Genomic DNA, 14,018 nt, shown 5'->3' with positions numbered 1-14,018 from the left:
ATGACTTCTAATCAAAATGCTTCTACTCCCCTCCCCTTCCACCCCCTGCAATGGTGGAAAAAACAGGTGCTACCCACCTTAGCCGATTTACGGTTAGCCATTATCCTACTATTAGCGATCGCCCTCTTCAGCATTTCCGGTACAGTCATAGAACAGGGGCAATCTCTCGAATTTTACCAAGCCAACTACCCCGAAGACCCCGCCCTATTCGGCTTCCTCTCCTGGAAAGTCCTGTTAATCATTGGCTTAGATCATGTCTATAGCACCTGGTGGTTTTTAGCCCTGCTCGTTCTCTTCGGCTCAAGTTTAACCGCTTGCACCTTTACCCGGCAACTGCCCACCCTCAAAGCAGCGAACCGTTGGAGCTACTACAAAACCCCACAACAATTTGAAAAACTCGCCCTTAGTACCCAGTTAAATCAAGGCTCTAACGATCGCCTAGAACCGATCCTAAAACAATATGGGTATCGCGTCTTTCGAGAAGGCGAAACCCTATACGCTCGCAAAGGCATCATGGGCAGAATTGGCCCCATTATCGTTCATGCCAGTATGCTAATTATCCTAGCTGGATCGATTTTAGGCTCTATGACCGGATTCATGGCCCAAGAAATGATTCCCAGTGGCGATACCTTCCAAATTAAAAATATCATCGAAGCCGGGCCCTTCGCCCAATCCCAAGTCCCCCAAGATTGGTCAGTGCGCGTGAATCGCTTTTGGATTGACTATAGTCCAGAAGGCAGAATTGAACAATTTTATTCCGATTTATCCGTCTTAGATAACCAGGGAGAAGAAGTCAAACGGGAAGAAATCCATGTCAATCAGCCCCTGCGCTATCGCGGTGTCACCTTGTATCAGGCGGATTGGGCGATCGCAGCCGTTAAAGTCAGAGTTAATAATTCTCCCATCTTCCAGATTCCCATGGCCCAACTCCCCATAGAAACCGAGGGCAGAATCTGGGGAACCTGGATACCCACCAAACCCGATCTGAGCCAAGGAGTCGCCTTAGTCACCAAGGATTTACAGGGTACTTTAGTCGTTTATGATAATCAAGGACAACTGATAGGAACCTTGCGTCAAGGGATGGACATTGAAGTAAATGGCGTGACGCTAAAAGTCCTAGAAGTCATTGGCAGCACTGGATTACAGATCAAAGCCGACCCTGGTATTCCCGTAGTTTATACCGGATTTGGGCTATTGATGATCGCCGTCGTGATGAGTTATTTTTCCCACTCGCAAATCTGGGCGTTGCAAAATGGCGATCGCTTTTATCTAGGGGGGAAAACTAACCGCGCTCAAGTCACCTTTGAGCAAGAAGTGCTGAAAATCCTTGACCAAGTTCAGGATGATTCCCCATCACCGGCTAAAACCTAGAAGAGAATGGAAAAATTTTTCCCATTCTTCCGGATTCAGAAACCCCAAATAGGGATAGTGGTATGGTAGATGCACCCTGATGATTCCCCTTGGCTTCCCCGCTAAGGGGGTTTTTTTTGCCCGGAAGGGGAGAAGACTCGATGGTTTGGATTTGTCATTTCTGATTGAGATTGGCATCATGTTAAAGTGATGGCATAAATAAAATCATTGCTACCCATCGAGCCAAAATATTGAGCGAACCCCCTGTTATGGATCAGGATGTTTACAAACACGATCGAGAGTCTGATTTGAATTCTGATTTGAATACAGATTCTATCCATATGGCTTCTTGGTCAATGGAACAAGAAGTTAATGGGTTGATGGATGATTTGTTTGAAGATATTGACCGGGTGTTAGATCGGGGGGGCACTTTGCCGAAGGAACCCGTGCAACCGGAGTTGGTGTCTCTCAAACCCCTGGATATTCCTTCAATGAAGCTGCCCCAGGCGATCGCCGAAAGTTTGGCTCAGATCTCCCCAGAATTAGCCAGTCTAACCGGTATAGCTCAGACGGCTAATCCGAGCCATAGGCTGACGACAGTAGAGCAGAGGGAGATCGCTTCCCCCACTTCAGAAACCTCAGAAATAGAATCAGCAACATTCGGAGTGGATTTACAACCTACGGTATTACCCGAAGAAGAGCTATTTCCCGTGGCTGCTCCTGCACCAAGGGTTCAACCTTGGTGGGATCGGTTGCTGTTAGTGGGGGTGGGAGCGGCGATCGCCATTCCCCTAGGTTGGTGGATATCCAGCACCCAGACTGGGCAAGGAATACGCCAACAGTTTGCCCAGTTTTTACCCTCTAGTCAACCCAGTCCAGAACCCATGGCTCCCGTGGATGTGCCCTCCACCGCTTTAGCGGATGAAGAGTTTGCCAATTATATGCAACGGGCTTTGAAGTTGAAGGATGAGTTAAGCGAAAATCAGGGGACTGAACCAGAGAGTTCCTCGGAAACTCCCTTACCAGAAAGCACTCCATCTACGCCGACTCAGGTTTTGGAGCGGGTTTATATTCCCGTTTATCAACCGACTCCTGCTCCTGTCGCTTCCCCAGAAGTAGTGGCTGCCTCACCGAGTGCGATGGAGGATGGGGTTGCGCCCTCTCCCCTACCGTCTCCCACGACACCGAATGTAGCCAATAATCCCCCAAGCAATTTGATGTTGACGGGAATTTTGGAATTGGGCGATCGCTCGGCTGCTTTATTTGAAATTAATGGCATGTCTCGCCGGTTTCAGGTGGGAGAAACGATTGGTTCGAGTGGATGGATGTTAGTGGATATTGTCAACCAAGAGGCGATCGTTCGCCGTAATGGCGAGGTGCGATCGGTTTTTGTTGGTCAGAAATTTTAACCCTTACCCTAGGGGCAGGTTAATCTAAAACTGGGTGCAAATACCAGAAAATGAGTACATCTGCTCCTAAAATTAGGATGAGAGTGACATCAGCAGAGGAGGATCGGAAACCGTGGGTATTTTTGATGATGTGAGTCGCTTTTTAGAAGATCGGTTGGATGAATTTCTCAAAAATCATCCCCAATTAGAGTTATCGATTTTAGAAGATCAACTCCATGAACAACAGGAAGATACCCTGCGCTTAATTGTCGATTTACAGCGTCAGGAAAAACAAGCCCAAGAGGAAATTATGGCAACGGCTCAAGAGATTCAGCGTTGGCATACTTGGGTACAAAAGGCAACGGCAAAAGGGCGCATGGATTTAGCCCAAGCCGCCCAAGAACGAGAAAATACCCTATTGCATAAAGGCAATCAATTATGGGGAAAAATGCAAGGCTGTAAACAGAGAATTGTCAAGGCGAAAGAGTTATATCAGGAGATTAAGAAACGGAAGGAAGAAGTTCATGCTAGGGTGATAAAAATGGAAGCTGAAGCGAGTGCAAGTGAAAAAGCGACCTATTCTCCCCCCGGTTGGAATCAGGGCTATAGTCGCATTGGTAGTAGTCCCGATCTTTTAGAAGAAGAGTTTCGCCGTTGGGAAGCGGATCAGGAGTTGCAGGATTTGAAGGATAAAATGAACAATTGACAATGAACAATAAACCCTTAATAATTATCGGTATTCAGGTAGATAATGATGGTACGAGAATTACTCCCTCAATCACAAGTTTCCGCTCGGCTCTACCCAGAAAGTGATGGTAAACCGATGGCGGATAATACGATTCAATTTCGTTTAATTACCACTATTGTTGGAGGATTATCAGCTCTGTTCCAAGAGCGAGAAGATGTTTTTGTGACTGGGGATTTGTTGTGGTATCCCAGAGAAGCAGGAATGTTAACTGTAGCTGAAGAAAATTTACCCTTCTGCCAAGCACCAGATATTATGGTGGTTGTTGGAGTCGAAAAAAAAGATAGAGGCTCCTATAAGCAATGGGAAGAAGGAAATATCGCGCCTCAAGTGGCAATGGAGATTATCTCACCGAGTAATAGCCAAGGAGAAATGGAGGATAAGTTTCGGTTTTACGATTATTATGGTGTGCAAGAATACTATGTTTACAATCCGAAACGGAATCAATTGCAAGGATGGTTGAGAAGTCAGGGGAGTTTAACCGAAATTGCTCAAATGGAGGGTTGGAGAAGTCCTTTGTTACAGGTAAGTTTTAGTACACTCTCAGAAGAGTTGCAGGTTTTTACGCCGAGTGGGGAAGCGTTCGCAACTTATGCGGATGTCGTGCGAGAGCGCGATTGCGAGCGCCAAGAAAAGGAGTTCCAGCGAGAGCGAGCAGACAGTGCCGAATCTAATTTACAACAGCTACGGGAGAAACTGCGACAGTTAAATATCGATCCCGATTCTCTATTGTAGGGGCGATCGCCACTTATAGCAATTTCCTCTGCTATGCGGTACATAAATAGCGGTTTTTAACGATAGCCAGAATAGCCCAAAGCTAAATTGAGTCTGTTGTTCACTCCCCCCACTCCCCCATTCCCCCATTCCCCCACGGAGGGCGCGAAGCGCTGTATCTAAACTTTAGCTGAAAATGCCTAAACCGTTATGTACTCTAGCCGCCGTTGATGGGGGACGGTTAATCATTTGCCCACCTAGCATTAAACTGGTAGAACTACCGCCATCTAAATTTAAGGCATGAATGGCTCCAAGTTTCTGCATGAGTTGGGCAGTTTCGGTTAAACTGGCTCCTAATCCTCCGATGCGGTTATGGATGGTGACGAGCAGAAATTCACCGGATTTGGTAATTCCGAAAACACTGCGAATGGCAGATTGTTGGGCAAAGGCACGACTAAATCCTTCTGCTTCGGCATCGAGGAGAATTTGTTGATTTTTGATCAGTAAAGGGCCGCCGCCGATAATATGGGGAAAGGTGTTAAAGTTAGGGGGATTGGTTTTACTTTCTAGGGTTATGGTTGTGCCGGGCATGAGGCTGGTTTTGGCACTGGAGAGCGATCGCAACACCAGTAAATACCCTGTATCTGGAATATCAGCGACTTCAGTATTTTCTAGGTGGCGAGAGACTTTATTATTCTCAACTACGATCAGAATTTCTCCGGCAGTTAAAGGCTTATAAGTCTTTCCCCATTGGCGAGTATAGCGAGAAATGCCGCCTTGAACATAGCCACTGTTGAGAACAACTAAGGGAAAGCGGGCCCCAGTTGATGTAGTAATTGATTCTGCTAAAGTGAGGCGATCGATCGCATAACCCCCTTGATTATCCCAGGCGATCGCCCCCCGATTCAAGATGGGGCCAGAATACCATTTTCCTTGCCAACGAATCGCGCCCAAGGGTAATAGGTTATTGCGGTTAAAAAAGCCCGCATTAATGGCGGCGAGAGTTCGACAAAATTCTCCCATTTTTAATAATGGGGTTGTGCCTTCCATAGTATCGGCATAAGTCCAAATCGGCTCTAAATTCAGTTTTGGCGTTGGATTGGGAGATAGGGTTAAGGAAGTGACTGGAAATCGATCGGAGCCTAATGATACATATTCCTCTTTCCAGCGTAATCCGGGCAACCAAGTAATATTTCGATTGCGGGGAATATCGGGGCGAATTTCTAGAATTAAGCTATAGGGATTGGTTTGGGTAATGGCTTTTACTGAAAGTCCGGGGGGTAAGTTGCCTTGAATTAAAAGATGCTGAGAATTAGCGGTGAGGGTGGGGCGCAAGGGTTGGGAAGCATCAGCCATTACTTCTCCTTCGTTTACTTCTTCGGAAGAAGGTTGATTTGTTTCCGGGATGACGGTTGAGGGATTTTGATAGTTGTCTAAAATCGTTTGGGAAATGGCCGCATCTAGGGTAACTTGCCAATCAAATGTATCTTGTCGGAGTTGATAGGGAGTGGGTTGGGTGAGGTTAATTTTTAGACGTAATCCGATCGCCTGCTCCCCATTCAAAATTCTCTGGGTTTGTATCCCGGTGACATTCGTCATTGGCTTAGTCATCACCAATGTATCCCCATTAACCACCAGGGTAAAAGACTGCTGTTTGCGCCAGTCGGTAATATCCAGATGACGATAATGGTGATGACGTTGGGCGGGGAGAGTAATGGGAGGAGAATACCATTGAGTCGGTTGTTGGCTGGGGTTTTCCGTGTTGAGTAAGTCAATTCCCATACTCTGCATTAACCCAGCATCGGCGATCGCCGTTCGCGCCCATACCCCATCACTCCACTGATTCCAGGTGGCTGTATAGGTTTTGCCATTGACCAAAATCTGGGTTCCTTCCCCAATTGGCCCAGGCGGAAACACTTTTAAGATAAAGTCTGAGGCAATGGGTTCAGCTTTACCCAACCGCACTAAAGCTTGATAGAAAAAGGCCGCCACTTCTGCACGAGTTGCATCCCGGTTAGGCTGGAAAATTGCTAGATCGGGATAATTCACCACTAGGTTAGCGCGGGTGGCTAAGTGCAGGGCATCCCGCCCATATTGGGGCACACTCGAAGCATCTTGATAAATTTCTTCTAGGGGTGCAAGAGGTTGGGTTTGATCTACGAGGGTATGAACCCGCAACCCACTAACTAAGGAGACGATAATCTGAATGCGGGTAATGTTAGATTGGGGACGAAATTGATTACCCGGAAAGCCAGAAATAAAGTTAGTTTCGTAAGCCCAAATAATGGCTGGGGTTGCCCAAAAATTGGCTCCAACGTCGATAAATGGGGTATAGGGTCTTTTTTTGGGTTGTTGTAGGGCAGCTTGCAATATGACGGCATATTCTGCGCGAGTCATGGGGTGATCGGGGCGAAATGTTCCGTCCGGGAATCCATTGACGATGCGGCGATCGCGCAATGCTTGGATAAAGGGAAAAGCCCAATGATTGAGGGTGTCGGGAAAGGAAGCCATTTGGGAGGGTAACTTACCCAGTTTCTACGACTTTCTAGGATAACATTGAAACGGTTCAAGAATCTTTTCCCCCATTCCCCCATTCCCCCATTCCCCCATTCCCCCATTCCCCCATTCCCCCATTCCCCCACTACACCAAGAAGCGCTGTACAACAGGGACTAAGTATGTCGTCAGGTGCAAGGCATCTACGCCTAAAGGGGTGCGCTGTTGAGCGGCTAAAATTCCTGCTTGGGCGTGCCACCAGGTAGCCGTCTGGATGGCAATTTCTGGGGGAAGTTGGGCAACGAGTCCCCCTAAAAGACCGGTGAGGACATCGCCACTGCCCCCTCTGGCAAGGGCTGGGGTGCTTTCGGGGTTGAGGTATACGGTTCCGGTGGGGCTGCTAATGGCAGTTCTTGCTCCTTTGAGGAGAACGATCGCCCCGGTTTGTTGACTGGCTGTGCGAACGGCTTGGATGCGGTCTCCATGGGGGTTAATTTCGGGAAATAGGCGCTTGAATTCTCCAGCATGAGGGGTGAGGAGGGTAGGAGCCGATCGCCCCTTGAGGAGGGAAATACCGAGGCTGGCGAGGATATTTAGACCATCGGCATCGAGGATCAGGGGTTTAGGAACCTGGAGAAGCGGGGAAAGAATGGAGGCGGCCGATCGCGTAATTCCCGGCCCGCAGGCGATCGCCTGATACTTGTCCCAGTTTAGTGCATCGGGGAGTTGGGCGATCGCGCCGGTGTCGGTTTCCGGACAAGCAATAATCAGCGCTTCCGGGAGCTGGGGGACAAGCAGGGGTTTTAAGCTTTTGGGAACGGCGATCGACAGCATCCCCACGCCAGAGGCGCGGGCCCCTAAACCAGTTAAAATGGCACTGCCTGCATATTCTTCAGAACCGCATACCAACAAGAGATGACCGGCCTTATATTTATGGGAGAGTAGAGGACGGGGAAGGGGGAGAGCGGCGATCGCCCGTTTCTCAGTAATGCGATAACATCGACAAGATTCAGCTAAAACCGCCTCAATATCCCCTAACGGAATCCCAAAATCAATTAACTCCACCTTCCCCAAATACTCAAGCGCCCCATCTTGCAAACAAGCCGCTTTCCAGAGTCCCAAACAAAACGTATAATCGGCACGAATCGCACAGCCGAGAACTTCTCCCGTATCCGTATGGATGCCAGAGGGCAGATCGATACTAAAAACCAACTTTTCAGATTGATTAATCCGATCGATCTGCTCCGCCAACTCTCCCGAAATGTAGCGCTCTAAGCCAAATCCAAACAAGCCATCAATCAGAATATCGCAACTTTGCAGCAATTCCCCTAAATTCAGCCAAGGAATCCCCAAACTTTTTCCATACTGGGCATGAGCTTCAGTCAATTCTTTTAACTGAGCTAACGGTTGTGTAACAGCGACTGGGTAGCCTTGTAAATACAATTCCCTAGCAATTACCAAGGCATCCCCACCATTATGACCCGGCCCCACAATTACCCCAACTTTAGCTGAGGTTAACCCCAATGTTTCCCATTCGTCCATCATCCGGCGAGCCACTAAACCCGCCACTTTTTCCATCAGCGCTGCTACTGGCATACCTGCTGCAAACAGGCGATTTTCAATGGCTCGCATTTGTGCCGCAGTGACGACTATTTCAGAAAGTTGAGTTCGGCGATCGAGTTTTTGCAATGTTAGTGTTTCCATTGAACAACTTCCTCAGTTATGTCATCTCCCCATTCCCCCATTCCCCCATTCCCCCATTCCCCCATTCCCCCATTCCCCCATTCCCCCATTCCCCCACTAATGCATTAACACATTGCGATCGTAAGCAGCGCCAAAATCCAAAATCGGCCCTTTAGGGACAATTTGGGTCGGATTAATATCCGTATGGCTGCGATAATAATGGCGCTTAATATGGTCAAAGTTACAGGTGTCTGCTACTCCGGGCACTTGATACAGTTCTTTTAGATAGCTCCATAAATTCGGATAATCGCTAATATGATGGAGATTGCACTTAAAATGACCATAATAGACCATATCAAAGCGGATCAGGGTCGTAAATAAACACCAATCCGCTTGAGTGATGCGATCGCCACATAAATAAGGTTGTTGTTCTAACACCTGATCCCAATGCTCTAAAGCATCAAATAAGTCAGTTAACCCTTGTTCATAGGCTTCTTGCGTTGTCGCAAAGCCAGCTCGATAGACTCCATTATTAATGGGTTGATAAATCGTATCAATCGTTCCATCAATAATATTGCGTAATTCTTCTGGATAAAAAGTAACTTGACGTTCCGCAAATCGATCGAACTCTGTATCCAACATGCGGATAATTTCCCGCGATTCATTATTAACAATAGTTCCGGTTTTCTTGTCCCATAAAACCGGAATCGTCACTCGACCGCTATAATTAGGATCTGCTTTTAAATAAATTTGCCAGAGATAGTCAGCCTGATTCACTGTATCCGGAATACAGCCGGGAGCATCAGAAAACTGCCAACCATTTTGATCAATCTCCGGATCGACCACCGATAAACTAATAGCTGATTCTAGTCCTTTTAGTTTTCTGATAATTACTGTGCGATGGGCCCAAGGACAAGCCCAAGAAATATAGAGATGATATCGTCCAGTTTCTGCCTTAAATCCACTGAAACCATCGGCAGTAATTTCATTTCTAAAGGTTGTTTGGGGACGAACGAAATTTCCTTCTCGATCGGATTGTTGCCTTCGAGAAACCCATTGACCATCGACTAATAATCCTAAACCCATAATATATATTCCTTGTAATTGAATGACACCCTGAGCAATAAAGATGGGTTTAACCTTCAGTCATTTTGAGGATAAACACAAGAGAAACAAATAGCATTAATCCAAACCAAACCAGTAATACTGTATTAAAGGTGGTGTGGAAATAACTACAAGCAAACAAGACCAGAAAAAAGAGAACAACGGCAATAACTAGGTAAGTAACAACTTGTCCTAAGCAACCTTGAACTGATCCAGAAAAGTCATCATCTGGGGGTCTCATAGGCAGAAGCAAAATAGGTTTTAACGACCAAAATAAACACGAGCATTGGTTAACCCTGAGTTTTGTAAAAATGACATCATTTCTGTGGCTTCGCTGCGGTTAGCATAAGGGCCAACAGAAACATGCATTCCCCGACGAGAGCGTTTAGCCACAACATTAACGGTATTGGGAATGATTTGGCGCACGCGATTAGCTATTAGAGTAGCATTCTCTGGAGAGCTAGGAATGACAACATAATAGCCTCTATCTAGGGCTACGCTAGGGCTAGTATTGATGGGATTTGTGGGGGGGATTGAGGGAGGTGCGGGATAAGTTGGGCCACCAGCTAGGGTTTCCCCTTGTAGGTTAACAACTTCGGCCAAGATGCCGCGCGATCGCAACTCGGACAACCTTTCCTGAGCATGAGACTCCCACTGAAAAGCCCCAGCCTGAATCACTATCCGGCCGCCGCTTTGGGTGACAAAAGCATCGGGTACAACCCGTTGCACTTGTTCTAATAAGAGGGGAGAATTACCATTAATTATAACCTTATAGGGATAGGCACTTACAGGTAAATAGGGTGGATTGAAGTTACCGGGAATATCGGGTATGGCATTACTCGGAGGAGGAGGGGGAAAGTTAATCGGTTGTTGCTGAATCACCGGTGGAGGTAAAATGAAGTCTTGGGCCTGACTGCTAGGCATGACCATTAATCCTAATCCCAAAGTCCCCAGCCGGATTGCCCAATTAAGTCTTGAATGGTGTTTTTGGTCGTTCATAGTGTCTTAAAAATTCAGATCCTCCCGATAAACAAGGGAGATGTTACTTTAGAAGGGTACACAAAAATAATGATTTTGTTCACAGTTAGCTGAGTGACCACCATGAAAAAGGTTGTCGTCGGACTCTCCGGAGGGGTAGATAGTTCTACTGCCGCAGCAGTTCTCCGTCATCAAGGATACGATATTGTGGGATTAACCCTTTGGTTGATGAAGGGGAAGGGACAGTGCTGCTCGGAAGGTATGGTGGATGCGGCGAAGATTTGCGAACAGCTTGGAGTTCCCCACCATATTGTTGATACTCGCGATTTGTTTGAAGAGAATATTATTGATTATTTGGTGTCGGGGTATCAGGAAGGAATTACGCCTCTACCCTGTTCCCAGTGTAATCGGGCGGTGAAGTTTGGGCCGATGATTAACTATGCTAAATCGGAGCTGGGGATTGATTATATTGCTACGGGCCATTATGCGCGAATTGCGTTTGATGAGGAGTCGGGACGCTATCAGCTTCTGAAGGCGATCGATCTGCAAAAAGATCAATCTTATTTTTTGTACGATCTGTCCCAAGAAATTTTGGCTTCTACGTTGTTTCCCTTGGGAGAAACGCCGAAAACGGAAACTCGTCGCCTAGCGGCTGAGTTTAATTTGACGACGGCAGAAAAGCCGGAAAGTCAAGATTTATGCTTGGTTGAAGCTCATGGCTCGATGCAGTCGTTTTTGGATCAGTATATTAACCAGAAGACGGGGGATATTGTTGACCAAGGGGGTAAGGTTTTAGGACAGCATCAAGGGATTCATCATTATACAATTGGCCAACGGCGCGGGTTAGGAGTGGCTTATTCGGAGCCTTTGTATGTGGTGGATCTTGACCCGGTGATGAATCGGGTGATTGTGGGAACTCGTGAGAGTGCGGCCGATCCGGAGTGTACGGTGAGTCGGGTAAATTGGGTGTCTATTGCGCCACCAGATAGTCCGATTCGGGCTGAGGTTCGCATTCGCTATCGCTCGCAACCGGTTCCGGTGACGGTGGTTCCTCTACCAGAAAATCGGGTGCATTTGCGCTTTGATGAGCCTCAGTTTGGGGTAACACCCGGCCAAGGGGCGGTTTGGTATGAAGGCGATCGCCTCCTGGGAGGTGGTATTATTGAACGCAAGTTCAAACTTTAGAGGTTTGAGATCGTGATTAACTTTTTTCTCACTTGGGCTTTAGCGGCGATCGCCCTGGCGATCACTGCCTATATTGTCCCCGGTTTGACGATCGCCAGTTGGCAAGCAGCGGCCGTCGGAGCCATTGTCATGGGGTTAGTGAATGCTGTTGTTAAACCCATTTTGACCCTTCTCACGTTGCCGTTAACCATTCTCACTTTAGGCTTGTTCTTATTGGTGGTTAACGCCATTTCCCTGTCTCTGGTGGGCTATTTTACCCCTGGATTTACGGTATCTGGGTTCTTTCCGGCTATATTTGGCTCAATTGTCTTATCCCTGGTTTCCTGGTCAATTGAGCAGGTTACGGGGAAGGAAGTCAGTAATGATTAAGGTTTAAGTTGATGTTTGCCCTCTCCCTATATCCCTCTCCTACTCCGAGAGGGACTTTTTCCCCCTTCTCCCACGGGAGCAGGGGGTAGGGGGATGAGGGGAATTTATTTGGGACTAGAAGAGGGGGAGTAGTCGGCGATCGCAAAAATAAAAATACCATGGATCGCCAGCAGAGCCAACCAGCCTAGACTAAACCAAGTGAGCCATAGGAGAGTATCGGGCTTAATTTGATGCACAAACCAGAGTCCGGAGTTGATTGCCAAATAGATTGCTACATGGAGAGCAAAGTTCATCCGGTCATCTAAGCGGCGATAGTCTGGATCTCTACGGTCGGGTTTTCGAGGCCAACGGGGAGGCATAGGCGATAAAAATAGAGCAGTTAGATCGGCGCGTAGCGCTATAAATAAATGTATAATAAACCGAATCATTAATCAATAAGCTCCCCATCCCTCCATCCCCCCATTCCCCTATGGTTCAACTGATTAATATTGGATTTGGTAATATTATTAATGCCAATCGAGTAGTTGCGATCGTTGCTCCAGAGTCAGCACCGATTAAACGAACAATTAGCGAATGTCGCGATCGCCAACAATTAATCGATGCCACCTATGGTAGACGCACCCGTGCTGTGATAATTATGGATTCAGGCCATGTTGTCCTCTCTGCCATTCAACCAGAAACAGTTTCCCAGAGGTTTATGATCCAAAAGGGTAACCGGGAACCTTGAGGAACCAGAGGATAACACTCAGTAATGGATTGGGAATGATACAAGCGGTTGGGACGGGAAAATTAGTGGTGATTACGGGCCCGAGTGGGGTGGGTAAGGGGACTTTGGTGCGATCGCTCCTTGATCGCCATCCAGAGATCTATCTGTCGGTTTCCATGACCACTCGTTCTCCTCGGCCGGGAGAAGTCGAGGGTAAAGATTATTTTTTTGTCACTCTAGAAAAGTTTCAAGACTTAATTGCTGGGGATCAACTTTTAGAATGGGCCCAATTTGCCGGTAATTATTATGGCACACCTCGCGAAAGGGTCGAGGAGAAAGTTAAAGAAGGAACCCTAGTTTTATTGGAAATTGAATTAGAAGGCGCTCGCCAGATTCGCGCCTCCTTTCCTGGAGCTATGAGACTGTTTATTTTGCCCCCCTCGATGTCTGAATTAGAACGCAGATTACGCGATCGCCAAAGTGAATCCCCAGAAGCCATTACCCGTCGCCTCAACCGCGCCATCATTGAAATTGCCGCCGCCCATGAGTTTGACGTGCAAATTGTCAATGATGACTTCGATCGAGCCTTAGCAGAAGTTGAATCGGTCTTATTTCCCAATCTACCAGAATTAAGTCTGCCCTCTTAACTGACATTAAACTTGATCTATAGTTCATTGTTCATTGTTATTAGCCCGATAGTCGCCAGATTTACCGCCCGTTTTTTCGATTAAATGGATCGATTCGATGGCGATCGCCTTATCCAGAGCTTTAGCCATATCATATAGAGTCAGCGCAGCAATAGAAACCGCCGTTAATGCTTCCATTTCCACCCCCGTTTCAGCCGTGGTTTTGACGGTGGCCATAATTTGATAACCGGGTAACTGGCGATCGGGTTTAATCTCCACTGCAATCTTTTGCAAGGGTAGGGGATGACAGAGGGGAATTAACTGGGCGGTTTGTTTGGCAGCCATAATTCCTGCCAGTTTAGCCGTGGCGATAATGTCCCCTTTGGGGGCATTCCCGGCTAGAATCGCTTCTAACGTTGCCGGTTGCATTCGCACTTGTCCACCGGCGATCGCCATCCGCACAGTAGCCTGTTTTTCTGAAACGTCCACCATCTGCACTTCTCCGGACTCATTGACATGGCTTAATCCGGAATTAGAACAATTTTCTTGTGTCATAAGCAATCCATGTGCTATATTAGTTTTCTAGACAGTTAAGGGCTTGTAGCTCAGTGGACTAGAGCACGTGGCTACGGACCACGGTGTCGGGGGTTCGAATCCCTCCTAGCCCGTCTAACTT

The 14,018-nt window shown here is 47.3% G+C and carries 15 protein-coding genes and 1 tRNA gene; 9 read left to right on the top strand and 7 right to left on the bottom strand.

What is annotated here, in order from left to right; all coding sequences use genetic code 11:
* The 4 genes from AC3FZD_RS03805 (at window position 1) to AC3FZD_RS03790 (ending at window position 4,218) form a co-directional block, all read left to right on the top strand.
* Window positions 1-1,371, top strand: coding sequence for a cytochrome c biogenesis protein (locus AC3FZD_RS03805; RefSeq protein ID WP_488738853.1), 1,371 nt, complete (start codon window positions 1-3; stop codon window positions 1,369-1,371).
* A 248-nt stretch (window positions 1,372-1,619) separates the two neighbouring features.
* Complete coding sequence (locus tag AC3FZD_RS03800; protein ID WP_488738852.1) at window positions 1,620-2,759, top strand: hypothetical protein; 1,140 nt, start codon at window positions 1,620-1,622, stop codon at window positions 2,757-2,759.
* A 112-nt stretch (window positions 2,760-2,871) separates the two neighbouring features.
* Window positions 2,872-3,444 carry a TIGR04376 family protein gene (locus AC3FZD_RS03795; protein WP_488738851.1) on the top strand — a complete coding sequence of 191 codons (573 nt, stop codon included), beginning with the start codon at window positions 2,872-2,874 and terminating at the stop codon, window positions 3,442-3,444.
* 45 nt (window positions 3,445-3,489) lie between these two features.
* Entirely contained in the window at window positions 3,490-4,218 is a 729-nt protein-coding gene (locus AC3FZD_RS03790) for a Uma2 family endonuclease (RefSeq protein ID WP_488738850.1), read from the top strand.
* A 165-nt stretch (window positions 4,219-4,383) separates the two neighbouring features.
* Here AC3FZD_RS03790 and AC3FZD_RS03785 read toward each other — a convergent pair whose 3' ends face one another.
* The 5 genes from AC3FZD_RS03785 to AC3FZD_RS03765 all read right to left on the bottom strand — a co-directional run bounded on the left by AC3FZD_RS03785 (window position 4,384) and on the right by AC3FZD_RS03765 (window position 10,402).
* Window positions 4,384-6,708, bottom strand: a complete 2,325-nt coding sequence (locus AC3FZD_RS03785; RefSeq protein WP_488738849.1) for a phosphodiester glycosidase family protein — start codon at window positions 6,706-6,708, stop codon at window positions 4,384-4,386.
* A gap of 130 nt (window positions 6,709-6,838) precedes the next feature.
* Entirely contained in the window at window positions 6,839-8,395 is a 1,557-nt protein-coding gene (locus AC3FZD_RS03780) for an NAD(P)H-hydrate dehydratase (protein ID WP_488738848.1), read from the bottom strand.
* 96 nt (window positions 8,396-8,491) lie between these two features.
* The gene (locus AC3FZD_RS03775) at window positions 8,492-9,460 is read right to left on the bottom strand and encodes a glutathione S-transferase family protein (RefSeq protein WP_488738847.1); all 969 of its coding nucleotides are present in this window, start codon (window positions 9,458-9,460) and stop codon (window positions 8,492-8,494) included.
* Between the two features lie 49 nt (window positions 9,461-9,509).
* Window positions 9,510-9,719 carry a hypothetical protein gene (locus AC3FZD_RS03770; protein ID WP_488738846.1) on the bottom strand — a complete coding sequence of 70 codons (210 nt, stop codon included), beginning with the start codon at window positions 9,717-9,719 and terminating at the stop codon, window positions 9,510-9,512.
* A 20-nt stretch (window positions 9,720-9,739) separates the two neighbouring features.
* Window positions 9,740-10,402 carry an SPOR domain-containing protein gene (locus AC3FZD_RS03765; RefSeq protein WP_488738845.1) on the bottom strand — a complete coding sequence of 221 codons (663 nt, stop codon included), beginning with the start codon at window positions 10,400-10,402 and terminating at the stop codon, window positions 9,740-9,742.
* Window positions 10,403-10,579: 177 nt separating this feature from the next.
* Here AC3FZD_RS03765 and mnmA point away from each other — a divergent pair, with 177 nt between their 5' ends.
* Together mnmA and AC3FZD_RS03755 are read left to right on the top strand one after the other, a co-directional pair.
* Window positions 10,580-11,641, top strand: a complete 1,062-nt coding sequence (mnmA, locus tag AC3FZD_RS03760; RefSeq protein ID WP_488738844.1) for a tRNA 2-thiouridine(34) synthase MnmA — start codon at window positions 10,580-10,582, stop codon at window positions 11,639-11,641.
* A gap of 12 nt (window positions 11,642-11,653) precedes the next feature.
* Window positions 11,654-12,010 (top strand): phage holin family protein, encoded by a 357-nt coding sequence (locus AC3FZD_RS03755; RefSeq protein WP_488738843.1) that lies wholly within the window; start codon window positions 11,654-11,656, stop codon window positions 12,008-12,010.
* 104 nt (window positions 12,011-12,114) lie between these two features.
* Here the strand turns inward: AC3FZD_RS03755 and AC3FZD_RS03750 are convergent, their stop codons facing one another.
* Window positions 12,115-12,369, bottom strand: a complete 255-nt coding sequence (locus AC3FZD_RS03750) for a 2TM domain-containing protein (RefSeq protein ID WP_283761612.1) — start codon at window positions 12,367-12,369, stop codon at window positions 12,115-12,117.
* Window positions 12,370-12,479: 110 nt separating this feature from the next.
* Here AC3FZD_RS03750 and remA point away from each other — a divergent pair, with 110 nt between their 5' ends.
* Together remA and gmk are read left to right on the top strand one after the other, a co-directional pair.
* Window positions 12,480-12,737, top strand: coding sequence for an extracellular matrix/biofilm regulator RemA (remA, locus tag AC3FZD_RS03745; protein WP_488738842.1), 258 nt, complete (start codon window positions 12,480-12,482; stop codon window positions 12,735-12,737).
* A gap of 35 nt (window positions 12,738-12,772) precedes the next feature.
* Window positions 12,773-13,363, top strand: coding sequence for a guanylate kinase (gmk, locus tag AC3FZD_RS03740; protein WP_488738841.1), 591 nt, complete (start codon window positions 12,773-12,775; stop codon window positions 13,361-13,363).
* Between the two features lie 24 nt (window positions 13,364-13,387).
* Here gmk and moaC read toward each other — a convergent pair whose 3' ends face one another.
* Window positions 13,388-13,897, bottom strand: a complete 510-nt coding sequence (gene moaC / locus AC3FZD_RS03735) for a cyclic pyranopterin monophosphate synthase MoaC (protein ID WP_488738840.1) — start codon at window positions 13,895-13,897, stop codon at window positions 13,388-13,390.
* 39 nt (window positions 13,898-13,936) lie between these two features.
* On the opposite strand from moaC, the gene AC3FZD_RS03730 reads away from it, so the two are divergent.
* Window positions 13,937-14,010 (top strand) — tRNA-Arg (locus AC3FZD_RS03730).
* Window positions 14,011-14,018: the final 8 nt, after the last annotated feature.

Source organism: Roseofilum sp. KMC-1, assembly GCF_057802075.1.
Note: the sequence above shows the minus strand (reverse complement) of the source record. Positions and strands in the feature narration are given on the sequence as shown.